This is a genomic window from Luteimonas sp. TWI662 (genome assembly GCF_039673825.1).
Classification (GTDB): Bacteria; Pseudomonadota; Gammaproteobacteria; order Xanthomonadales; family Xanthomonadaceae; genus Luteimonas.
Map to the genome: position 1 here is coordinate 37,551 of NZ_JBDJMI010000013.1, position 20,460 is coordinate 58,010.

A 20,460-nucleotide genomic window follows, 5' to 3' on the forward strand; every position below is an offset into this window, starting at 1 on the left:
CCCGGTCCATCGCCGCTGGGGTCGTGTCTGGTGAATGCCGTGCTGGAGGGGTCCGAGGCGTCGTCCGCTGCGCCGGAGCTGCGGGTCATCGCGCGGCTGCGCGACAACGGCCGGCTCAAGGACGTCGATCTCGCCCGCGCGCAACGCTTGCACGCCGAGGCGGGGGGCAGCCTGCTGGGGCTGTTGGCCCGGCTGGGCCTGGTGTCCGAGCGCGACCATGCTGAAGCCTGCGCTGCGGAGTTCGACTTGCCGCTGTTGGCCGGCCGCGAGTTGCCCGACGAGCCGCCCGAGCTGGCAGAAGGCGCGACGCCGCTGTCGGTGCGCTTCCTGCGCCAGTTCCACGTGCTGCCGATCGGCGAGCAGGATGGCCGCCTGCGTCTGTGGATGTCCGACCCCTTTGATGCTTACGCACGCGATGCGGTGCGCCTGGCGACCGGGCGCGAGCCGGTGCCGGCGGTGGGCCTGCGTTCGGAAATCGACGATGCGATCGAGCGCTGGCACGGCCAGGGGCGCAGTGCGATGGGCACGATCGTCGAGTCGGCCGACGGCGAGGGCGGCGGCGATGTCGACGATGTCGAGCACCTGCGCGACCTGGCGTCCGAAGCGCCGGTGATCCGGCTGGTCAACCTGGTGATCCAGCGCGCGGTCGAGCTGCGCGCCTCCGACATCCACATCGAGCCGTTCGAGAGCCGGCTCAAGGTCCGCTACCGCGTCGATGGCGTGCTGATCGATGGCGAGAGCCCGCCGGTCAATCTGACCGCCGCGGTCATCAGCCGCATCAAGATCATGGCCCGGCTCAACATCGCCGAGCGTCGCCTGCCGCAGGACGGACGCATCATGCTGCGCGTGCAGGGCAAGGAGCTCGACCTGCGCGTGAGCAGCGTGCCGACCGCGCACGGCGAGAGCGTGGTGATGCGTCTGCTCGACCGCGAGACGGTGGTGTTCGACTTCCAGCGGCTGGGCTTCGACGGCGAATTCCTGCCGCAGTTCCAGAAGGTGCTCGACCAACCACATGGCATCCTGCTGGTGACAGGTCCGACCGGCTCGGGCAAGACGACGACGCTCTACACCGCGCTGTCCCAGCTCAATACGCCGGACGTGAAGATCATCACCGTCGAGGACCCAGTCGAGTACCAGATCGAGGGCATCAACCAGATCCAGGCCAAGCCGCAGATCGGCCTGGACTTCGCCAATGCGCTGCGCTCGATCGTGCGCCAGGATCCGGACATCATCATGATCGGCGAAATGCGCGACCTGGAGACCGCGCGCATCGCGATCCAGTCGGCACTGACCGGCCACCTAGTGCTCAGCACGCTGCACACCAACAACGCGGCCGGCGGCATCACCCGCATGCTCGACATGGGCGTGGAGGACTACCTGCTCACGTCCACGGTCAACGGCATCCTGGCCCAGCGCCTGGTGCGCCGGCTCGAACCGACACACGCGGTGCGCTATGCGGCCTCGCCCGAGGAGATCGAGCGCTTCGAGCTGCGCCGCCATCAGCCCGAGGGCGAGATCCACCTCTACCGACCGGGCCCGTCGGCCGCGGCGCCGACCGGCTACCTGGGACGCACGACGATCGTCGAGTTCCTGGTCATGAACGACGAGATCCGGCGCGCGGTGATGCGCCATGCGGGCATGGGCGAGCTCGAAGACCTCGCGCGCCGCGCTGGCATGCGCACGATGTACGAAGACGGCATCGCCAAGGCCTTGCGCGGGCTGACGACGATCGAGGAAGTGCTGCGGGTGACGGAGGAAGCCTGATGCCGTACGAATCGCACAGCACCGACCGCCATACACCCAGCACGATGCGATGACCCTCTATCGCTACAAGGCCCTCAACGCCCGCGGCGAAGTGCTCGACGGCACCATGGATGCCGCCAGCGAGGCCGAGGTCGCGCTGCGGTTGCAGGAGCAGGGCCACCTGCCGGTGGAGGCGCGTCCGGCGAGCGAAGCACGCGGACTCGGCGACTGGCGAGCGGCGTTCAAGCCCAAGCCGTTCTCCGGGCAGCGGCTGGTGCAGTTCACCCAGCAGCTGGCAACGTTGCTGCATGCCGGGCAGCCACTCGACCGCGCTCTGACGATCCTGCTCGATCTGCCTGAGGAACCGGAGGCCAAGCGCACGATCACCGAACTGCGCGATGCGGTCCGCGGTGGCGTGTCGCTGTCGACCGCACTCGAGCGCCAGCACGGCACGTTCTCGCGGCTGTACGTGAACATGGTGCGCGCCGGTGAGGCCGGCGGCAGCCTGGAGGACACGCTGCAGCGGCTGGCCGACTATCTCGAGCGTGCGCGCGCCTTGCGGGGCCGGGTGGTCAACGCGCTGATCTATCCTGCGATCCTGATCGTCATGGTCGGCGCCTCGCTGATGTTCCTGCTGGGCTACGTCGTGCCGCAGTTCGCGGCGATGTACGACAGCCTCGATGCCGAGCTGCCGGTGTTCACGCGTTTGGTGCTCGGCGTCGGCAGCTTCGTGCGCGACTGGTGGATCGTGCTGTTGATCGTGCCGGTGGTCGCGGCCTACGCCTTCGCGCTGAAGCTGCGCGACGCCCGGTTTCGCGCGCGCTTCGATGCCTGGCTGCTCGAGCGCCGCTTGGCCGGTCCGCTGGCCGCGCGCATCGAGACCGCACGGCTGGCGCGGACGCTGGGCACACTGCTGCGCAACGGCGTGCCGCTGATCACGGCGCTGGGCATCGGCCGCAACGTGCTGGGCAACCTGGCGCTGGCGGCCGATGTCGAGGCGGCGGCTGCGGAGGTCAAGAACGGCGTCGGGCTGTCGTCGGCACTCGCGCGCGGCGGCCGGTTCCCGCGATTGGCGATCCAGATGGTCCAGGTCGGCGAGGAATCGGGTGCCCTCGATGCGATGCTGATGCGCACCGCCGACACCTTCGATCAACAGACCGGGCAGTCGCTCGACCGCATGCTCGCGGCCTTGGTGCCCGCGATCACGATGCTGCTCGCCCTGGTGGTGATGGTGGTGATCCTGGCGGTGCTGGTGCCGATCTACGACCTGACCAGTGTGATCGGGTGAAACGCCGCCCCTCGTGATGGGGATTGGGTGATTGGAAGCAGCGGATCATCTCTGCACACGTTGCAACGACGGATCACGCGGTGTCGATCACCGCGTGCTGCGCGGCCGCGCAGCACGCGCAGGCTCACGCCAGCGCAGCCACAACAGCACGGTCGCGGCGCCTGCGCTCGCCACGCCCCACAGGCCGACGGCGCCTTGCGCCGGGCCCCAGAGATGTACGCACAACGCGGCGGCGAGCGTGAGTGCGAATGCACCTGCCCCGCGCAATGCGCGCCGCCGCGCAGGCGCGAGCGGGCCGCCGAGCACCGCAGCGTGGTGGCGGTCCATCGCCAGCGCCAGCGCCGTGAAGCCGGCAGCTGCGAGCAAGATGGCCAGCACGACCTGTGCGCCGTTCATGCCGGCACCTGCGCATCGCCGACGCGCGCGCGCCGTGGCGGTCGTACGGGGGCGCGGCGCGCGTGGCGATCGACTGCCCAAGCCATCCAGCCCAATATCGCGCCAAGGACCAGGAGGCCGATGTCCATCGTCGCCATCGCCGTGTCGCCAGCGGCGAGATTGGCGAACAGCCCGTGGCGTGTTGCGATCAGGTTGTAGACCGGCAGCGCTGCGAACAGCAGGGCGCCGACCGCCAGTTGCTCGCGCCAGGCCGCGACCGGCCGGCGCACGCAGGCGTGCAGCACGCACGCCAGCCAGAACAGGAAGAACAAGTGGATCTCCCATTGCGCACGCTCGGCCATGCCGAAGGGCAGCAGCCGGTTGGCCCAGAAGAACACCGCCATCGCGGCCGGCAGGCCGGCGACGAAGCCGATGTTGAGCGATTCGACCAACCGGAAGCCGACGTGCGGGCGTGCCGGGTCGGGCAACTGCGCGCGCCGTTTCACCGTCCACAGCACCAGCCCGCTGGCGACCATCAGCGTGCCGGCCAGGCTCGACAGGAAGAACAGCCAGCGCATGGTCATCGGTGCGAAGCGCGCCGCATGCAGCCCGACCATGCCGTCGCGGGTGTCGGCCGCCGCGCCTTGCGGCGGTGTGCGCCAGACGAGCTCGCCGCTGGTGCCCGAGAATGCGATCGATTCGAAGTCATAGATGATGCGCGAATCGGTACTGCGCGAGGCCACGACCTGCGCGGCGGCATCGCCGGGCAGGTCGATGCGTAGTGTGTCGACGCGGTCGGGCTGCCAGTCGGCGGCCGCGCGGACGCGCATCGCCTCGACGTCGCCCAGCGGCGCCGGCGTGCCGCTGCGCTCGACAGTCGGTGCCTGCGGGAACAGTTCGGCGTAGAACGCCTGCTCGTCGGCGTAGCGGGCATCGACGCCGAACGGCATGTACAGCGCCATCAGCGTGATCAGGCCGGTGTAGGTAATCATCAGGTGGAACGGCAGCGCCAGCACCGCCAGCGCGTTGTGGCCGTCGAGCCAGCTGCGCTGGCCCTTGCCGCGGCGGAAGGTGAAGAAGTCGGCGAAGATCTTGCGGTGGGTGACCACGCCGCTGACGATCGCCACCAGCATGAACATCGCGCAGATGCCGGCCAGCCAGCGTCCCCACAGCACCGGCATGTAATGCATGTCGAAATGCAGCCGGTAGAAGAAATCGCCGCCGCGGGTGTCGCGGACCGCGACCGCGTGGCCATCGGCATCCAGCCAGGTGCGCGAGGCGTAGGCCTCGCGGAACGACTGCCCCGGCATGCGCCACGATACCTGGGTGCCGGTGGTGCGCGGCCCGGGCAACTGCACGGTCCACGCGTCCGCGCCCTGGGCGTGCGTTTCCAGCCAGGCCAGCGCCTGGCGAGTGGCGGTCGCGGCCTCGACCGGCGCGCCCAGTTCGGGCGTCATCCAGCGGGTGATTTCCTCGCGCCAGTACGCGCTGGTGCCGGTCAGGAACATCGCATAGAGCACCCAGCCCACCAGCAGGCCGCTCCAGGTGTGTAGCCAGGCCTGCGACTGGCGAAAGCCGCGGCTCATGCCGGTGCCCCGGTCAGCGCCACGACCGTGCCCGCCACGGCCGCGATACCGGCCAGCCACAGGCCGGCGCGCAAGCCGTCGCGCGCAGCGAACGTGGCCATCACACCGGCCGCGAACAGCACGAACGACAGCAGCGTCGCCGTCACCGCGGCCGACAGCGCGCTGCCGGGCCACAGTCGCGCGATCGCCACGACCAGCAACGCGGTGGCCGCGTAGTTGCCGGGTACTGCGACCAGGACGCGGCACAGCACATCCAGGCGGACGGCGATCGGCGTCCGGTCACGTTGGGCGCGGGCGGTCGGGGAAGCGGGGGTGGGCATTGAAGGTGTCGAGCTGGGCGGCGATGGTGATGATATCAAATGCGAATCATTTGCAACTAGGCGGGCGAGCAAGGCGGTGGCCCCGATCGCGCCGATGCCGGCTTCCCGGTCGGTCGTCCGTGCGGCATACAATCCGGACTCGATCCCAAGACGAGGCAGCGTCCCATGCACCACTCCCTCCGATCGCGTCGCGGGGTCCGCAAGACGCAACAGGGCGGTTTCAGCCTGATCGAGATCATCTTGGTCGTCGTGCTGATCGGCGGCATCGTCGCCTTCGCCGCGAGCCGGATCCTGGGCGGCGGCGACCGCGCCCGGGTCAATCTGGCCAAGGCCCAGGTGCAGACCCTGGCCGAGAAGGTCCACCAGTTCGAGATGGACACCGGCCGCTTGCCCAACGCCCTGAACGACCTGGTCGTCCAGCCCGGCGATGCCGGTGGCTGGCTCGGGCCGTACGCGAAGGAAGGCGAGCTCCGCGACCCCTGGAACACGCCCTACGAATTCCGCGCGCCGGGCGACGGCCAGCCCTTCGAGATCGTCAGCTTCGGCGCCGACCGCAAGCCTGGCGGCGACAGCGTCAACGCCGATATCCGCTACGAATGATCCCGCGGCGGCCGCGACCGCCGACGCCGCATCCGCCTTCGGGCCGGGCGGTGCCGGGACGCCAGCGCGGCTTCTCGCTGCTGGAGGTCCTGCTGGTCGTGGGCCTGATCGCGGTGACCGGCGTGCTCGCCGCGGCCGCGATGAGCGGTGGCTTCGACCGCATCGCGCTGCAGTCGACCGCCAAGCAACTGGCCGCGCAGTTGCGCTACACGCGGACCCAGGCGATCGCGACCGGCGAGCCGCAGCGCTTCGTGCTCGATCCCCAGGCGCGCACCTGGCAGGCGCCCAACGGCCGGCATGGCGAGATTCCGGCCAAGCTCGATGTCGAATTCACCGGCGCGCGCGAACTACAGACCTCGCAGAGCGAGGGCGCGATCGTATTTTTCGCCGACGGCGCGGCCACCGGCGGCCGGATCCGGGTGATGCTGCGCGGCGCGGTCTGGCAGGTCGATGTCGCCTGGCTGACCGGCGAGGTCCGGCTGGGCAGGGGCGAGCAGTGAACCGGCCGGGCGCAGGACGCGGCCAGGCCGGTTACACGCTGATCGAGGTCATCGTGGCCTTCGCCGTGCTGGGGTTGGGCCTGATGCTGTTGCTGGGCACGCTGTCCAACGGCACCCGGCAGGTCCGCTGGTCGGCCGATGCCGGGCGCGCCGCGCTGCACGCGCGTTCGCTGCTCGACGGCGTCGGCCTGTCGATCCCGGTCGCGCCGGGCCAGCGCACGGGCAGCTTCGAGGACGGCCGCTACCGCTGGACGCTCGCAATCGCGCCGTACGTCGACCCCGACCTGCCGCCCGCAGCCCCGCTCGCGCAGGGCGGACCGCAGTTGTACGAACTGACGCTGGCAATGGACTGGGGCGAGGCCGGCCCACGCGAGCGCCTGCAACTGCGCACACTGCGGCTGCATGCTCCCGATGCGGCCGGTCCGCCCACGCCATGAACCGCAGCGTCCGCGGCTTTACGCTGATCGAAGTGCTGGTGGCGACCGCGTTGCTGGCCGCCGGGCTCGCGCTCGCGCTGACCACGCTGCGCGCGGCCACCGCGACCGTCGAGCGCGGCGAGACGCTGGCCCAGCGCAGCGAGCGCATGCGCGCGGTCGAAGGCTTCCTGCGCCGCCGGACCGCCTCGGCGCTGCCGATCGGCTTCGATGTCGACGAGACCACCGGCCAGCCGCTGCGCTTTATCGGCGAATCGCAACGGCTGCGCTTCGTCGCCGACCTGCCGGACTACCTGGGGCAGGGCGGGCCGCACCTGCATGACCTCGCGGTCGACGATGACGGTAAGCCGCAGCGCCTGACCGCAGCGTTCGCGATGGTGCTGGGGGGGCGGACGGTGGAGGACGCCGCGCCGCGCCCGCCCGAGCCGCTGATCGACGATCTGACTGCACTGCGCCTGCGTTATCGCGGTTTCGACACCACCGGCGAACTCGGCGAATGGGGCGAGCGCTGGGGGCCGGCGACCCTGCCATTGCAGGTCGAGATCGCGATCGAGACCGAGCGCGACGGCGCCTGGCCGCTGCTGGTCGTCACCTTGCCGCAGGGCAGCGGCCAGCCTGAGCAGGAGGCTTTGCCATGAGCCGGAGCCGGGGCGCGGCCCTGCTGCTGGTGCTGTGGCTGATCGTGCTGCTGTCGGCGTTGGTCGGCGCCTTCGCGCTGAGCGCACGCATCGAGAACCAGCAGGGGCGCGTGCTGGCACGTGGCACCGTGGGCGATGCCGCCGCGCGGGCGGGCCTGGAGTACGCGTTGATGCGGCTTGCGTTGCCGGACCCGACCCTGCGCTGGCAGCCCGACGGGCGGCCCTACGCCTGGCAGTTCCACGATATGCCCGTGGACATCCGGATCGTCGACGAGACGGGAAAGGTCGATCTGAACGCGGCCGGCAGCGACTTGCTGACTGCGCTGCTGCACGCGGTGGGCGCCGAGCCCGACGTGGCGGCCCAGGTGGCCGGCGCGATCGTCGACTGGCGCGACGAGGACGACCTGGTGCAGCCGGTGGGCGGCGCCGAGCGCGCCGAGTACGCGGCCCAAGGGCGCGCGTACGGCGCCAAGAACGCGCCGTTCGAAACGGTGGCCGAGGTCCAGCAGGTGCTCGGGATGACGCCCGCGTTGTTCGAGGCGGTGGCGCCGCACCTGACGGTGTACGGCCGTCTGCCTTCGCCCGATCCGCAATTCGCCGATGCGGTGGTGCTGCAGGCGATGGGCGTTGACGCCGATCCGATTCTGGCCGCACGCGCGGCCACCGGCGCACTGCTTGCCGAGGCAGTGCTGGGCGGCGGCAGCGGCACGTATAGTATCGACAGCCGTGCGCAGCTCGAAGGGGGGCGGAGCGCGCGATTGCGGGCAGTGGTCAGGACCGGCGCTGGCGCCGTACCGGGCACGGCATACAGCGTGCTGCGTTGGGAGGAGGGAGCTTCACCGCGATGATGTCCGCAACACCTGCATCCCCGGGCGCGTCGGCGCCGCCGCGCCGTGGCTGGCGCCCGGACGGGCGAACATGGGCCCGCGTCCGCAGTGCGTTGGCGTGGTGGCGCACCGCCCTCGCGACCTGGTTGCCGCCGCGCGTGCGCGATCTGTTCGGGCTGTCCGGCCGTCGTCTCTTGCTGCAGCCGCAGGGCGATGGCCTGCGACTGGTCCTGCACGAAGCGCGCGAGACCCGCGACCTGGCGCAGGTGCCGCTTGCTGAACTGGCGGGCCGTGCCGGCGATCCGTTGGCGGCGCTGCTCGGCGAGCGCCTGGCCGGGACGCCGCGCTGGCTGCTGCTGCCCGCCCAGGCGGGATTGCGCAGGCGCATGCTGCTGCCCGAAGCCGCCGCCGATCGCCTGCACGATGTGCTGGGCTTCGAGATCGACCGGCAGACGCCGTTCGCCGCCGGCGACGTGCGTCATGGGCACCGCCTGCTGGGGCGCCGCGGCGACGGCCAGCTCGAGGTCGAACTGGTGGTGGTACCGCGGGCGACGATCGAAGCGGAGCTCGCGGCGCTCGGTGCCTTGGCGCCGACGCTGGCCGGTATCGATCTGGCCGAGGGTGACCGCCCGCTCGGCGTCGACCTGATCGACGCCGAGCGCCGGCGCCGACGCGAAGATCCCCAGCGTCGTCTGCAATGGCTGCTCGCGGCGGTCGCCGTGCTGCTGACGATGGCCGGCCTGTGGCAGATGCGCGAGAACCGCGCCGCCGCGGCCGATGCCTTGCAGGCGAAGGTCGAAGCCGAGGCGATCCGTGCGCGCGCGGCGTCCGCGCAGCGCCAGCAACTGGCCGACCTGCGCGAGGGCATGGCGTTTCTTCAGGCCCAGCGGGCTGCGCGGCCGACCACGGTGGCCGTCCTCGACGAACTGAGCCGGCGGCTGCCCGACAGCACCTCGCTGGAGAAGGCGGCGATCGAGGGGAACCGGATTCTGCTGATCGGCCTGAGCACCGAGGCCTCGGCGCTGGTCGGGCAACTGGAGGGGTCGCCCCTGTGGCATTCGCCGGCGCTCGCCGGGGCGTTGCAGAACGACCCGCGGACGCGCTCGGATCGCTTCACCTTGACCGCCGAACTTGCGCCGCCGCCCGCGCCCGCCGCGCCGCCACCGCAGGAGGCCGCCCGTGCCGACGATGCCCGATAGTCCGGTGCCGGCGCGCGACCGTTGGCTGGCGCTGGGCCTGCTCCTGGGCGCGCTGTTGCTTGGTTACCTGGTGCTGCTGCACCCGTGGTGGACGCAGCCGATGCGCGAGCTGGGCGCGCGTATCGATTCGCTGCAGGAGCGCGAACTGCGCATCCGCCGCGAACTGGAGCAGGCACCGCAGGTGCGCGCCGAACTCGAGCGCGCGCGCGAGGCGATGGCGGCGGCGCCCGGCTTCATGCCGCAGGCGAGCGTCGAACTGGCGACGGCGGCCTTGGTGCAGCGGCTCGAGAACGCGGTGCTCGAAGCCAGTCCGGGCAACCGCAGTTGCGCGATCAGCAACCGCTCGCCGTTGGCTGGCGGTCGTAACGACCGCTACCCGCGTGCGACCGTGCAGGTGCGGCTGCGCTGCGGCATGCCCGAGCTCGCCGCGGTGCTGCATTCGCTGGAAGCGGGCACGCCCCGGCTGTTCGTCGACAATCTCAACATTCTCAGCCAGCGGCACACGCTGGCTGCCGGGGCCACCAGCGGCGGCGTCGACGTGAGCTTCGACCTGTCGGGCTATGTGCTGCCCGGTCCGTCCGCACCCGCGGCGGCGCCTGGCGCGGAGGCGGCGACCGATGCGGGTTGATCGGCTCAATCCCCGGACCTGGCTGATCGGCGCCGTGGCGGCGTGGGCCTTGCTGTTCCTGGTGCTGACCCTGGCCGGTTTGGGCGGGCGCATCGGCCAGCGCGAGGACGACGGTGACCCGTCGGCGGCGACCGCGTCGGCGATGCCGGACGTGGTCCCCCAGCCACCGCTGTCGCAGTACGGAGAGATCGCGGCGCGACCGCTGTTCTCGGCCGACCGCAAGCCTCATCCGTTCTTCATCGACCCGCAGGACGAAGGCGGCGAGGCCGCGTCGGGCTTCGACTTCGTGCTGACCAGCGTGTTGCTGACGCCCGATTTCGCGATGGCGATCCTGCAGCCCAGCGGGGGCGGCGAATCGATCCGCCTGCGCATCGGCGAGGCGCCGCCGACGACGCCCGGCTGGGTGCTCGGCAGCGTGGAATCGCGCAGCGCAGTCTTCAACGGTCCCGAGGGTCCACGCACGCTGGAGCTGCGCGTGTTCGACGGCACCGGCGGCCAGCCGCCGACGCCGATGACCACGCCGGTCGCCCAGGACCGCGCGGTGCAGATGCCGCTGCGTCGGCCGCCGCCCGCGACCGATCCGCCGCCCCCGGACATCCCGCAGTCCGGCGATGCCGGACGTGGCCAGCGCGGCGCAGGCGGGCGCAATCGCGCACCGCCGGGCGCTGCGCAGGCGGCCAGCAACGACGTGGCCGCGACGGCGGAAGCGCAGGTCGAGGAGATCCGTCGCCGGATCGAGGCGCGACGCGCGCGCCTGCGCCAGGAACAACAGCAGCAACAACCACCCTCCCGGCCGTCGCCCTCGCCGCAGCCGTCGCCCACCCCCGTCCAGGATCCGTAGACTCCAGTCGATGAAGCCTCTTTCGATGACTCCCGCCCTTCCGTCCAGGACGCTCGCGATCGGCATCTGCATCGCGTTGCTCGCCGGCTGCGCCACGGCGCCGCCGCCGACCGTTCGACGCGACGCCGATCTACGCCAGGGGGTGGAGGCCGATGCCACGGGCGTGGCCGACGGGCCGCGTGTGCAGTCGCTGGTCGACGACGACGACCGGCCGCGTCCGCAGATCCGTCGCGGCAGCGGCACGGTGATCAATCGCGGCGCCGCGGCCGCGCCACCGCCGACACTCGGCGGCACCACCACCGGGCAGGCCTCGTTCAATTTCGAGGGCGAGTCCGTGCATGCGGTCGCCAAGGCGATCCTCGGTGACATGCTCGGCCAGAACTACGTCATCGCGCCCGAAGTGCAGGGCACAGTCACGCTGGCCACGCCCAAACCGGTGAGCGCGGCACAGGCGCTGAGCCTGCTGGAGATGGTGCTGGGCTGGAACAACGCCCGGATGATCTACAGCGACGGCCGCTACAACATCGTGCCGGCCGACACCGCACTCGCCACTGGCACCGTGGCCCCGCGCACCGGCGGGACCGGTGCGGCACGCGGCTTCGAAGTGCGCACGGTACCGCTGCGCTACATCTCGGCGACCGAGATGGAGAAGGTGCTCGAGCCCTACGCGCGCCCGAACGCGATCGTCGGCGCCGACAACGCGCGCAACGTCATCACGATCTCAGGCAGCCGCTCCGAACTCGACAACTACCTGCGCACGATCGAGATCTTCGACGTCGACTGGCTCTCGGGCATGTCGGTCGGCGTGTTCCCGTTGCAGTCGGGCAAGGCCACCCAGGTAGTCGCCGATCTGGAGAAGGTGTTCGGACAGGACAGCGAGTCGCCGGTCGCGGGCATGTTCCGCTTCATGCCGCTCGAAGGCGCGAACGCGGTGCTGGTGATCACACCGCAGGCCGATTACCTGGGCGAGATCCAGCAGTGGCTCGAGCGCATCGACAACGCCGGCCAGGAGCCGCGATTGTTCTCGCTCGAACTGAAATTCATCAAGGCACGCGAGCTCGCCCAGCGGCTGTCGGAGGTGTTCGGCGGCAGCGGTGGCAGCAGCGGCCAGGACAGCGCCTCGCTGATGCCTGGGCTGAGCGGCAACACCTTGCGCAGCGGCGGCATGGACGGCAGCACGTCGGGCGGCCGCGGCGGCCTCGATTCGTCGTCGGGCAGCCTGGGCAGCAACTCCGGGATGGGCGGCGGCCGTGGTGGCCGCGGTGGCATGCGGAGCGGTGGTGGCGGGGACATCGGCCAGATGCAGCTCGACGAGCGCCAGGACGGCCCCAGCAGCGTGACGCTGGAGGTCGGCGGCGACCGCGTCGGCGTGTCGGCGGTCGACGAGACCAATACGCTGCTCGTGCGCACCACGCCGGCTGCGTGGCGGTCGATTCGCGACGTCGTCGAACGGCTCGACGTGATGCCCGCGCAGGTGCACATCGAGGCGCAGGTGGTGGAGGTGACGCTGAGCGGTGATCTGCGCTATGGGGTCAATTGGTACATCGAGAATGCAGCGTCCTTGGCTGGACTGCCGAGTCTCTCGTTACGTGACAATCCCGCCCTCCCGCGCAAGTGGAGCACGTTGGGCGGAGCAATCGACATCCGTGGTGACGACCCAAGCGTCTCGTGGACGTTGTTCAAGAATGACGCCGCCGCCGTTATCAGTGCGCTGGATAAAGTGACGGACGTCCAGATCCTGCAGTCGCCTTCGGTCTTTGTACGCAACAATGCGATGGCCGAGTTCAACGTCGGTGCGAGCATTCCGATCTCCACGACCAGCGTCAATCCGATCCTCGGCGACAACAGCTATACCAACGTGCAGTACCTGGAGACCGGCACGATCCTGAAAGTCCGCCCTCGCGTGACCCGCGATGGCATGGTGTTCCTCGATATCGTGCAGGAAGTCAGTTCGCCGGGACCGCAAAGCACTGCGGATGCACAAGGCAACGTGCGCATCGATACACGACGGCTGAAGACCGAAGCCGCTGTGCAGGCTGGCGACACCGTCATGCTTGCCGGGTTGATTCGAGACGAGGTCGGCAAGTCTTCGACAGGATTGCCAGGCCTGAGCCGTATTCCTGTCATCGGAGGACTCTTTGGGCAGCAGCGATCAGGCACGAGCCGCAGCGAAGTCATCGTGCTGCTGACGCCGACGATCGTGCGCAATCCGCAGGAAGCACGCGAGTTGACCGATGAATACGGGCGCCGCTTCCGCGCGTTGCAGCCGCTGCAGCCGCGCGACTGACATGATCGGGGACGCGCGCCGATGACGGCACTGCCGGTGGTGTTACTGCCGGTCGGGCACGACGACGATGCGCTCGACGCCTGCCTGGCTGCGCTCGACGCCGGCACGCCTGCCGGCACGCAGGTGTGGCTGGCTGACGATGCGCGTATCGGGCCGCGCGGCGCGCAGATCGTGCAGCGCTGGCTGGCACAGACCCCGTTGCAGGCCGACTACACCTGCCGCCAGCGTGGGGTCGGCGAAGTCGCGCACCTGGACGATGTGCTGCGCGCCTGCGGTGATGCCGATGTCGTCGTGCTCGCGCCCGATGCGGTACCGCTGCCCGGCTGGCTGGTCGAGTTGGCCGCGTGCTTCGCGCGCGACGCCTCGATCGCGACCGCGACCCCCTGGTGCAACGCTGGCGAGGCGGCCTCGTGGCCCCGCATCGGCGAGATCGCGCCGGTGCCAGACGATCCGCTGCGCCTCGCACGCGCCTGCCAGCAGTTGCCGCCACTGCATCCCGAACTGCCGGCCGCGATCGACCACGCGGTGCTGCTGCGCGGCAATGCCCGGCGCAAGGCCGGCGGGCTGGATGGCGCGAGCTACAGATCCTGGTATGCCGCATTGATCGACCTGTCGCTGCGGATGGCCGGCCTGGGCTGGCGCAACGCGCTGTGCGAGACCGCGTTCGTCGCGCGCGGCGGCGAGGGCGGTCCGCGCGAGGGCGACATGGACGCGCTCGCGGTCCGCTGGCCGGGGTGGCATGCGCGGTTGGCGACGTATCTGATGGATGACCCGCTGCACGCCTGTCGCGCGCAGTTGCAGCGCCGCTATGCAGCGCTCGAAAACGCACCGACGCAACATGGGTTGTTTGCGTCGCATGACCTCGCTGATGCGGGCGATGGACATGCAGGCGACGACGCGACCTCAAGCCGGCATGCCGCATCCGGGGACCCGGACGACAGGCCTTTGCCCGAGGACGCAGCGACCGGACAGACCGAGGCCGAGACCTCCCCGCGATGAGTGCAACGTCGCCCCCGACACCTGCGGCCGATGTGGTCGCCGTCGTCGTCACCCACCAGAGCGCGAGCACGATCGACGCCTGCCTGCGCCACCTGCGTGAGGCCGCTGGCGTGGCGCAGATCCGAATCGTCGACAACGGGTCGATCGACGAGACTCTGGCGATCGTGCAGCGGCACGCCTCGCTCGATCCGCGCGTGCATTTCATCGGCAATCCCGACAATCCTGGTTTCGCGGTCGCCTGCAACCAGGGTGCCCGCGATGCCGACGCGCCGTGGATCGCCTTCGTCAATCCCGATTGCCTGGTCGAGCTGGACACGCTGACGCGGCTTCGCGCGCATGCCGACGCGCTTGGCAAGGCGTGTCTGCTGGGCAGCGAACTGCTCGGCGAGGACGGCGTGGCCGATCCGGCCGCCCGGCGGCGGGATCCCGATTTCGTCGCGATGCTGCGCACCGCATCCGCGCGCGATCTCTCGCTGCCGCGCGATGCGGCGCAGCCGCTGCAACGCGTCGATGCGGTCTCCGGCGCACTGATGCTGCTGCCGCGCACGCTGTTCGATCGCATCGACGGCTTCGACACCGGCTATCGGCTGCATGCGGAGGATCTCGACCTGTGCCGCCGCGCCCGCGAGGCGGGCGCCACGGTTGCGATTGCCAACGACGTCGCGGTGCTGCACGTCCGCGGCGTTTCCAGCCGCGCGCGGCCGCTGTTCGTCGAGTGGCACAAGCACCGGGGGCTGTGGCGCTACTTCAACCGCTTCGAGGCGCCGCACCGGAGCGCCGCGCAGCGGGTCGGTGTGTGGCTGGCGATCTGGCTGCGCTTCCCGCTGGCCGTGCTGCGCCGGCTATAGACCTGGACCGAAGCGTTCTGCCGCCGCTGCTCGGTGCAGACGCCGGCGCCATCGCCCACGCGCTAGGCTAGCCGGGCTTTCTTTGGCGGACCTCCCCCATGGCGATCATCCAGTCCCTGCTCGACACCGACCTGTACAAGTTCACGATGATGCAGGCGGTGCTACACCAGCACCCCGGTGCCCACGTCGAGTACCGGTTCAAGTGCAGAACGCCGGGCATCGACCTGGCGCGTTACCTCGGTGAGATCGACGAGGAGATCGACGCACTGTGCGCGCTGCGCTTCACCGACGACGAGCTGGCTTACGTGCGTGGCCTGCGCTTCATCAAGCCCGACTTCGCTGATTTCCTTGGCCTGTTCCGGCTCGATCGCAAGTACATCGAGCTGCGGCCGTCGGCATCGGTGCCGGGCGAGATCGAACTCGACATCCGCGGCCCCTGGCTACACACGATCCTGTTCGAAGTGCCGCTGCTGGCGATCGTCAACGAGGTCTGGTTCCGCAACACCTCGGCGCCGGATTTCGCCGAGGGCGAGCGCCGGCTGCAGGCGAAGGCGGCGCTGCTGCGCGATACGCCCGGCTTCGACGATTGCAAGGTCGCCGATTACGGCACGCGGCGGCGCTACTCGCGGCAGTGGCATGGGCACATGCTGCCGTTGCTGCGCGAGGCATTGGGCGCGCAGTTCGTCGGCACCAGCAATGTCGATTTCGCGCGCCGCTACGGCATGACGCCGCTGGGCACGATGGCGCACGAGTACCTTCAGGCGTTCCAGGCGCTCGGGCCGCGTTTGCGCGACTCGCAGGTCGCCGCGTTGGAGGCCTGGGCCCACGAGTATCGCGGTGACCTGGGCATCGCGCTGTCGGACGTGGTCGGCCTGGACGCGTTCCTGCGCGATTTCGACATGTACTTCTGCAAGCTGTTCGACGGTGTGCGCCACGATTCGGGCGACCCGTTCGTCTGGGGCGACCGCATGCTCGCGCATTTCCAGCACAACCGCGTCGATCCGGCGAGCAAGACCCTGGTCTTCAGCGACGGCCTGGATTTCGCCAAGGTGATGCGGCTCCACGACCACTTCCGCGGCCGCTGCCAGGTCGCGTTCGGGGTCGGCACGCACCTGACCAACGATCTCGGTCCGACGCCGCTCAACATCGTCATCAAGATGGTCCGCTGCAACGGTCAGCCGGTGGCCAAGCTCAGCGATTCGCCGGGCAAGAGCATGTGCGACGACCCCGGTTACCTGAGCTATCTGCGCCAGGTATTTGGCGTTCCGCCGGAACAGGCAGCCTGACCGGCGACGCGTGTGTGGCCGGACGCGTCAGCGATGGCGGTTGATCGTGTCGCGCAGTTCGCGCGCCGCCGTGGCCGCAGCCTCGGCGTAATCGTCGCCGTTGGATGCGTAGAGGATCGCGCGCGAGGAACTGACCATCAGGCCGGTGCCGTCGGCGGTCCTGGCGTGGCTCACGACCGCCTCGACATCGCCACCCTGCGCGCCGACGCCTGGCACCAGGAACGGCAGATCGCCGACGATCGCCCGGACCTCGCGCAACTGCGCCGGCCAGGTCGCGCCGACGACCAGGGCGCAGTTGCCGTGCGCGTTCCAGTCACGCGCGATCGTCTCGGCGACATGCTGGTACAGCGGGCGCGTGGCGCCGCCCTGCGCGACCGGCAGATCCTGCAGATCGGTGGCGCCGGGATTGGAGGTGCGGCACAGGATCACCACACCCTTGTCTTCGCGGTCGAGGAATGGCTGCACCGAGTCGCGGCCCATATACGGATTCACCGTGACCGCGTCGGCGGCGTAGCGCTCGAAGGCCTCGCCCACGTACTGCTGGGCGGTGCTGCCGATATCGCCGCGCTTGGCATCCAGGATCACCGGCACGTCCGGGTGCTGGGCATGCAGGTGCGCGATCAGCCGCTGCAGCGCATCCTCGGCGCCGAGCGCGGCGAAGTGCGCGATTTGCGGCTTGAACGCGCAGGCGTACTCGGCCGTCGCATCGGCAATGTCGCGACAGAAGGCGAAAACCGCATCCCGATTGCCGGACAACCGGGCGGGAAACTTCGCAGGCTCGGGGTCCAGTCCCACGCAGACCAGCGTATCGGCGGCCTGCCAGCGCGCGCGCAGCGCCTGCATGAAGGAGCGGGGCATGGTGGTCCTCAGGTCACGATGATTGGGGTGTCGTGGGTGACCACGACCGTGTGCTCGAACTGCGCGCCGACGCCCTTGGGGCACACCAGCGACCAGCCGTCGTCGAGCGGGTCGGTACGTGTGCTGTGCGTGGCCAGGAACGGCTCGACCGTGATCACCATGCCAGCGTGCAAGCGGCGGGTGTCGCGCCGGTCGTAGTAGCCCGGAATCGAGCCCGGTGCCTCGTGCAGCGCGCGCCCGACCCCGTGGCTCTGCAGGTCGCGGATGACCCGGAAGCCGCGACGCGCGGCAACCGTCTCGATGGTCCGGCCGATGCTGTTGATCAGCCCGCCCGCGCGCAACTGGGCGATGGCCGCATCGCGGGCCTCGCGGGTCGCATCGAGCAGGCGCTGCTGCGCCGCATTGGCGGTGCCGACGACAAAGCTCGCCCCAGTGTCGGCGAAGAAGCCGTCGAGTTCGGCCGAGACATCGATGTTGACCAGGTCGCCGTCGCACAGCGGCGTCTCGTTCGGGATGCCGTGCGCGACCACCCGGTTGACGCTGATGCAGGTCGCCGCGGGAAAGCCGTAGGTCAGCACTGGCGCCGACTGTGCGCCGGCTTCGCGCAGCATCCCGGCGCCGATTGCATCGAGCGCGCGCGGCGTGACACCGGCGATCGCCTGATCGCGCATCGCGGACAGGATGCCGGCCACCAGCGCGCCTGCGCGCCGAAGGCCTTCGAGCTCATCAGGCGTCTGGATCGTCATGGAAAACCGGGGTCAGAGTCGAATTTCATGGCAGTGTGCGCCGAGGGGGGAGGACGGGGTCAGGGAAAAATCGACTCTGACCCCGGTTTTTGGAGGCGGGCGATGATGGCATCGACCAGCGCCGGGGGCGGGGGGCTGCTGTCGAGCGTCAGGACTGGGCAATGCAGGGTCTGCCGCCAGCGGTCGTGCATCGCCCGGCTGCGGATCTCCGGCCCGCCCGTCTCGTACTGCGCAGCCCAATCCATGAAAGCGCGGTGGTGCTCGACCATGTCGCCACCGGGCGCGATCCGGTCGCCGTAGCGAGCGTGTTCGCGCGCGTGCAGGCGGCGCATGCGTTCGGTGTCGTCGAGCGAGAGGAAGACTGCCAGCGTGCACCGCGCAACGAGGCTGCTGCCCCAGCTCACCAGCGAGCCGGTCAGAATCCACGCGTCGTGACCGGCGAGGCGCTGTTCGATCGCTGCGATGCGCTCGCTTGGCGTGGTCTTCTCGGTGTAGGGCGGGTCGCTCGGCTTCCAGTAGACCTCGTCGACATCCACGTGCGGCAGCGCCAGACGTGCAGCCAGTGCGGCGCCCAGCGTGGTGGTGCCGCTGCCGGACGCGCCGAAGATGTGGAGGCGATGGGTCGGGATCATGGCCGGGCCGAGGCCCCGGGGTGAGCGGGGCCTCGTGGGGTCACTTCAGGGCCTTGAACCGCAGGCGCTTGGGACCGGCGTCGTCGCCGAGGCGACGCTTCTTGTCTTCCTCGTACTCGCGGTAGTTGCCCTGGAAGAACTCGACGTGGCTGTCGCCCTCGAACGCGAGGATGTGCGTGGCGATGCGGTCGAGGAACCAGCGATCGTGCGAAATCACGAACGTGTTGCCCGGGAACTCGAGCAGGGCGTCTTCCAGCGCGCGCAGCGTTTCGATGTCCAGGTCGTTCGACGGTTCGTCGAGCAGCAGCACGTTGCCGCCCTGCAGCAGCGTCTTGGCCATGTGCAGGCGACCGCGCTCACCACCGGACAGCGAGCCCACCAGCTTCTGCTGATCCTGACCCTTGAAGTTGAAGCGGCCGATGTAGGCGCGCGACTGGATCTCCACGCCGTTGATGTTGAGGATGTCCAGGCCGCCGGCGATCTCCTGGAAGACGTTGTGGTTGCCTTCGAGCTTGTCGCGGCTCTGGTCGACGTACGACAGCTGCACGGTCGGCCCGATGACGATCTCGCCCGAGTCCGGCTTCTCCTGCCCGGTGATCATCTTGAACAGCGTCGACTTGCCGGCGCCGTTGGGGCCGATGATGCCCACGATCGCGCCCGGCGGCACGATCATCGACAGGTTGTCGATCAGCAGCCGGTCACCGAACTTCTTGCTGACGTTCTTGAACTCCATCACCGAGTTGCCCAGGCGCTCGCCCGGCGGAATGAAGATCTCGTTGGTCTCGTTGCGCTTCTGGTAGTCCTGCGACTGCAGTTCCTCCAGCCGGGCCAGGCGCGCCTTGCCCTTGGAGCGGCCGCCCTTGGCGTTCTGCCGCGACCATTCGAGTTCCTTCTGGATCGCCTTCTGGCGCGCCTTTTCCTGGCTCTCTTCCTGCTTCAGGCGCTCGTCCTTCTGCGTCAGCCATTCGGTGTAGTTGCCCTTCCACGGGATACCGCGGCCACGGTCGAGCTCGAGGATCCACTCGGCGGCGTTGTCGAGGAAGTAGCGATCATGGGTGACGGCCACGACGGTGCCGGTATAGCGGGCGAGGAACTGCTCCAGCCACTCCACCGACTCGGCGTCGAGGTGGTTGGTCGGTTCGTCGAGCAGCAGCATGTCGGGCTTCTGCAACAGCAGCCGGCACAGCGCCACGCGGCGCTTTTCACCACCCGACAGCTTGCCAATCTTCGCGTCCCACGGCGGCAGACGCAGCGCATCGGCGGCGACGTCGAGCTGGTTCTCCAGCGTATGCGCGTCCCCGGCGGCCAGGATCGCCTCCAGGCGTTCCTGTTCCTTGGCGAGCGCGTCGAAGTCGGCGCCCTCCTCGGCGTAGGCGGCGTAGACCGCCTCGAGCGCGGCCTGGGCCTGCAGCACCTCACCGACGCCTTCCTCGACGGCCTCACGGACCGTCTGTTCCGGATTCAGACGCGGCTCCTGCTCCAGGTAGCCCACCTTGATGCCGGGCTGCGGGCGGGCCTCGCCCTCGAAGTCGGTGTCCACGCCGGCCATGATCTTGAGCACCGTCGACTTGCCGGCGCCGTTGAGGCCCAGCAGGCCGATCTTGGCGCCGGGATAGAACGACAGCGAGATGTCCTTGATGATCTGCCGCTTCGGCGGGACCACCTTGGACACGCGGTTCATGGTGTAGATGTATTGCGAGGACATGGGGGCTCCGGTTGCGCCTGCCCGCGCCGGGGCCCGGTCGGGCGGCGTCGGGAAGGGAGTCAAGGCCGCAATTATAGCGGTTCGGCCCCGGACCCGGCGGGTGCCGGGGCCGGGGGGCCT

Annotated in this window: 20 protein-coding genes and 1 pseudogene; 14 read left to right on the forward strand and 7 right to left on the reverse strand. The window is 69.8% G+C overall.

Annotated elements, in window-relative coordinates:
- Nucleotides 1–30: 30 nt before the first annotated feature.
- Entirely contained in the window at nt 31–1,764 is a 1,734-nt protein-coding gene (gspE, locus tag ABE488_RS10500; RefSeq protein ID WP_346445713.1) for a type II secretion system ATPase GspE, read from the forward strand.
- A 49-nt stretch (nt 1,765–1,813) separates the two neighbouring features.
- The gene (locus tag ABE488_RS10505) at nt 1,814–3,031 is read left to right on the forward strand and encodes a type II secretion system F family protein (RefSeq protein ID WP_346448270.1); all 1,218 of its coding nucleotides are present in this window, start codon (nt 1,814–1,816) and stop codon (nt 3,029–3,031) included.
- Between the two features lie 87 nt (nt 3,032–3,118).
- Here the strand turns inward: ABE488_RS10505 and ABE488_RS10510 are convergent, their stop codons facing one another.
- The 3 genes from ABE488_RS10510 to ABE488_RS10520 are packed head-to-tail and all read right to left on the reverse strand — an operon-like array spanning nt 3,119 to nt 5,312.
- Complete coding sequence (locus ABE488_RS10510; RefSeq protein ID WP_346445710.1) at nt 3,119–3,427, reverse strand: DUF3325 domain-containing protein; 309 nt, start codon at nt 3,425–3,427, stop codon at nt 3,119–3,121.
- Entirely contained in the window at nt 3,424–4,992 is a 1,569-nt protein-coding gene (locus tag ABE488_RS10515; RefSeq protein ID WP_346448271.1) for a PepSY-associated TM helix domain-containing protein, read from the reverse strand. The genes ABE488_RS10510 and ABE488_RS10515 overlap by 4 nt, the downstream gene beginning before the upstream one ends.
- Nucleotides 4,989–5,312 carry a hypothetical protein gene (locus ABE488_RS10520; RefSeq protein ID WP_346448272.1) on the reverse strand — a complete coding sequence of 108 codons (324 nt, stop codon included), beginning with the start codon at nt 5,310–5,312 and terminating at the stop codon, nt 4,989–4,991. The genes ABE488_RS10515 and ABE488_RS10520 overlap by 4 nt, the downstream gene beginning before the upstream one ends.
- 165 nt (nt 5,313–5,477) lie before the next feature.
- Here ABE488_RS10520 and gspG point away from each other — a divergent pair, with 165 nt between their 5' ends.
- The 12 genes and pseudogenes from gspG (at nt 5,478) to pncB (ending at nt 16,399) form a co-directional block, all read left to right on the forward strand.
- Nucleotides 5,478–5,912 carry a type II secretion system major pseudopilin GspG gene (gene gspG / locus ABE488_RS10525; protein WP_337244049.1) on the forward strand — a complete coding sequence of 145 codons (435 nt, stop codon included), beginning with the start codon at nt 5,478–5,480 and terminating at the stop codon, nt 5,910–5,912.
- Nucleotides 5,909–6,412 (forward strand): GspH/FimT family pseudopilin, encoded by a 504-nt coding sequence (locus ABE488_RS10530; RefSeq protein WP_346448274.1) that lies wholly within the window; start codon nt 5,909–5,911, stop codon nt 6,410–6,412. The genes gspG and ABE488_RS10530 overlap by 4 nt, the downstream gene beginning before the upstream one ends.
- Entirely contained in the window at nt 6,409–6,849 is a 441-nt protein-coding gene (locus ABE488_RS10535) for a prepilin-type N-terminal cleavage/methylation domain-containing protein (protein WP_346448276.1), read from the forward strand. Before ABE488_RS10530 ends, ABE488_RS10535 begins: the two co-directional genes overlap by 4 nt.
- Nucleotides 6,846–7,484, forward strand: coding sequence for a prepilin-type N-terminal cleavage/methylation domain-containing protein (locus tag ABE488_RS10540; RefSeq protein WP_346448278.1), 639 nt, complete (start codon nt 6,846–6,848; stop codon nt 7,482–7,484). The genes ABE488_RS10535 and ABE488_RS10540 overlap by 4 nt, the downstream gene beginning before the upstream one ends.
- Nucleotides 7,481–8,332: a type II secretion system minor pseudopilin GspK gene (locus tag ABE488_RS10545; protein ID WP_346445699.1), complete on the forward strand. Its 852-nt coding sequence runs from the start codon at nt 7,481–7,483 to the stop codon at nt 8,330–8,332. The genes ABE488_RS10540 and ABE488_RS10545 overlap by 4 nt, the downstream gene beginning before the upstream one ends.
- A gap of 137 nt (nt 8,333–8,469) precedes the next feature.
- Complete coding sequence (locus tag ABE488_RS10550; RefSeq protein ID WP_346448279.1) at nt 8,470–9,510, forward strand: PilN domain-containing protein; 1,041 nt, start codon at nt 8,470–8,472, stop codon at nt 9,508–9,510.
- Entirely contained in the window at nt 9,500–10,138 is a 639-nt protein-coding gene (gene gspM, locus ABE488_RS10555; protein WP_346448281.1) for a type II secretion system protein GspM, read from the forward strand. Before ABE488_RS10550 ends, gspM begins: the two co-directional genes overlap by 11 nt.
- The gene (locus ABE488_RS10560) at nt 10,128–10,979 is read left to right on the forward strand and encodes a hypothetical protein (protein WP_346448283.1); all 852 of its coding nucleotides are present in this window, start codon (nt 10,128–10,130) and stop codon (nt 10,977–10,979) included. The genes gspM and ABE488_RS10560 overlap by 11 nt, the downstream gene beginning before the upstream one ends.
- A gap of 25 nt (nt 10,980–11,004) precedes the next feature.
- The gene (gene gspD, locus ABE488_RS10565; RefSeq protein WP_346448284.1) at nt 11,005–13,266 is read left to right on the forward strand and encodes a type II secretion system secretin GspD; all 2,262 of its coding nucleotides are present in this window, start codon (nt 11,005–11,007) and stop codon (nt 13,264–13,266) included.
- 21 nt (nt 13,267–13,287) lie between these two features.
- Nucleotides 13,288–14,070, forward strand: a pseudogene (locus tag ABE488_RS10570) (glycosyltransferase); the annotation flags it as partial.
- 191 nt (nt 14,071–14,261) lie between these two features.
- Nucleotides 14,262–15,113 (forward strand): glycosyltransferase family 2 protein, encoded by an 852-nt coding sequence (locus ABE488_RS10575; RefSeq protein ID WP_346448286.1) that lies wholly within the window; start codon nt 14,262–14,264, stop codon nt 15,111–15,113.
- Between the two features lie 98 nt (nt 15,114–15,211).
- Nucleotides 15,212–16,399: a nicotinate phosphoribosyltransferase gene (pncB, locus tag ABE488_RS10580; protein ID WP_346445688.1), complete on the forward strand. Its 1,188-nt coding sequence runs from the start codon at nt 15,212–15,214 to the stop codon at nt 16,397–16,399.
- A 27-nt stretch (nt 16,400–16,426) separates the two neighbouring features.
- On the opposite strand, the gene pyrF is transcribed toward pncB, so the two are convergent.
- From pyrF to ettA, 4 genes are read right to left on the reverse strand one after another with little or no spacing between them, the layout of a single operon-like run.
- Complete coding sequence (pyrF, locus tag ABE488_RS10585) at nt 16,427–17,257, reverse strand: orotidine-5'-phosphate decarboxylase (RefSeq protein ID WP_346448287.1); 831 nt, start codon at nt 17,255–17,257, stop codon at nt 16,427–16,429.
- An 8-nt stretch (nt 17,258–17,265) separates the two neighbouring features.
- Complete coding sequence (gene map, locus ABE488_RS10590) at nt 17,266–18,003, reverse strand: type I methionyl aminopeptidase (protein ID WP_346448289.1); 738 nt, start codon at nt 18,001–18,003, stop codon at nt 17,266–17,268.
- A 59-nt stretch (nt 18,004–18,062) separates the two neighbouring features.
- A complete protein-coding gene (locus tag ABE488_RS10595) occupies nt 18,063–18,635 on the reverse strand; it encodes a hypothetical protein (protein WP_346448290.1) in 573 nt (190 codons plus the stop codon).
- A 40-nt stretch (nt 18,636–18,675) separates the two neighbouring features.
- Nucleotides 18,676–20,340: an energy-dependent translational throttle protein EttA gene (gene ettA, locus ABE488_RS10600; protein ID WP_346448291.1), complete on the reverse strand. Its 1,665-nt coding sequence runs from the start codon at nt 20,338–20,340 to the stop codon at nt 18,676–18,678.
- Nucleotides 20,341–20,460: the final 120 nt, after the last annotated feature.

What these genes read in the sequence shown, in the direction of transcription:
- gspM (WP_346448281.1), top strand. Translation starts at nt 9,500, where the DNA reads ATGCCCGATAGTCCGGTGCCGGCGCGCGACCGTTGGCTGGCGCTGGGC.
- ABE488_RS10510 (WP_346445710.1), bottom strand. Translation starts at nt 3,427, where the DNA reads ATGAACGGCGCACAGGTCGTGCTGGCCATCTTGCTCGCAGCTGCCGGC.
- ettA (WP_346448291.1), bottom strand. Translation starts at nt 20,340, where the DNA reads ATGTCCTCGCAATACATCTACACCATGAACCGCGTGTCCAAGGTGGTC.
- ABE488_RS10515 (WP_346448271.1), bottom strand. Translation starts at nt 4,992, where the DNA reads ATGAGCCGCGGCTTTCGCCAGTCGCAGGCCTGGCTACACACCTGGAGC.
- ABE488_RS10505 (WP_346448270.1), top strand. Translation starts at nt 1,814, where the DNA reads ATGACCCTCTATCGCTACAAGGCCCTCAACGCCCGCGGCGAAGTGCTC.
- ABE488_RS10575 (WP_346448286.1), top strand. Translation starts at nt 14,262, where the DNA reads ATGAGTGCAACGTCGCCCCCGACACCTGCGGCCGATGTGGTCGCCGTC.
- gspG (WP_337244049.1), top strand. Translation starts at nt 5,478, where the DNA reads ATGCACCACTCCCTCCGATCGCGTCGCGGGGTCCGCAAGACGCAACAG.
- pyrF (WP_346448287.1), bottom strand. Translation starts at nt 17,257, where the DNA reads ATGCCCCGCTCCTTCATGCAGGCGCTGCGCGCGCGCTGGCAGGCCGCC.
- ABE488_RS10520 (WP_346448272.1), bottom strand. Translation starts at nt 5,312, where the DNA reads ATGCCCACCCCCGCTTCCCCGACCGCCCGCGCCCAACGTGACCGGACG.
- map (WP_346448289.1), bottom strand. Translation starts at nt 18,003, where the DNA reads ATGACGATCCAGACGCCTGATGAGCTCGAAGGCCTTCGGCGCGCAGGC.
- gspD (WP_346448284.1), top strand. Translation starts at nt 11,005, where the DNA reads ATGACTCCCGCCCTTCCGTCCAGGACGCTCGCGATCGGCATCTGCATC.
- ABE488_RS10530 (WP_346448274.1), top strand. Translation starts at nt 5,909, where the DNA reads ATGATCCCGCGGCGGCCGCGACCGCCGACGCCGCATCCGCCTTCGGGC.
- ABE488_RS10540 (WP_346448278.1), top strand. Translation starts at nt 6,846, where the DNA reads ATGAACCGCAGCGTCCGCGGCTTTACGCTGATCGAAGTGCTGGTGGCG.
- ABE488_RS10545 (WP_346445699.1), top strand. Translation starts at nt 7,481, where the DNA reads ATGAGCCGGAGCCGGGGCGCGGCCCTGCTGCTGGTGCTGTGGCTGATC.
- pncB (WP_346445688.1), top strand. Translation starts at nt 15,212, where the DNA reads ATGGCGATCATCCAGTCCCTGCTCGACACCGACCTGTACAAGTTCACG.
- ABE488_RS10560 (WP_346448283.1), top strand. Translation starts at nt 10,128, where the DNA reads ATGCGGGTTGATCGGCTCAATCCCCGGACCTGGCTGATCGGCGCCGTG.
- ABE488_RS10595 (WP_346448290.1), bottom strand. Translation starts at nt 18,635, where the DNA reads ATGATCCCGACCCATCGCCTCCACATCTTCGGCGCGTCCGGCAGCGGC.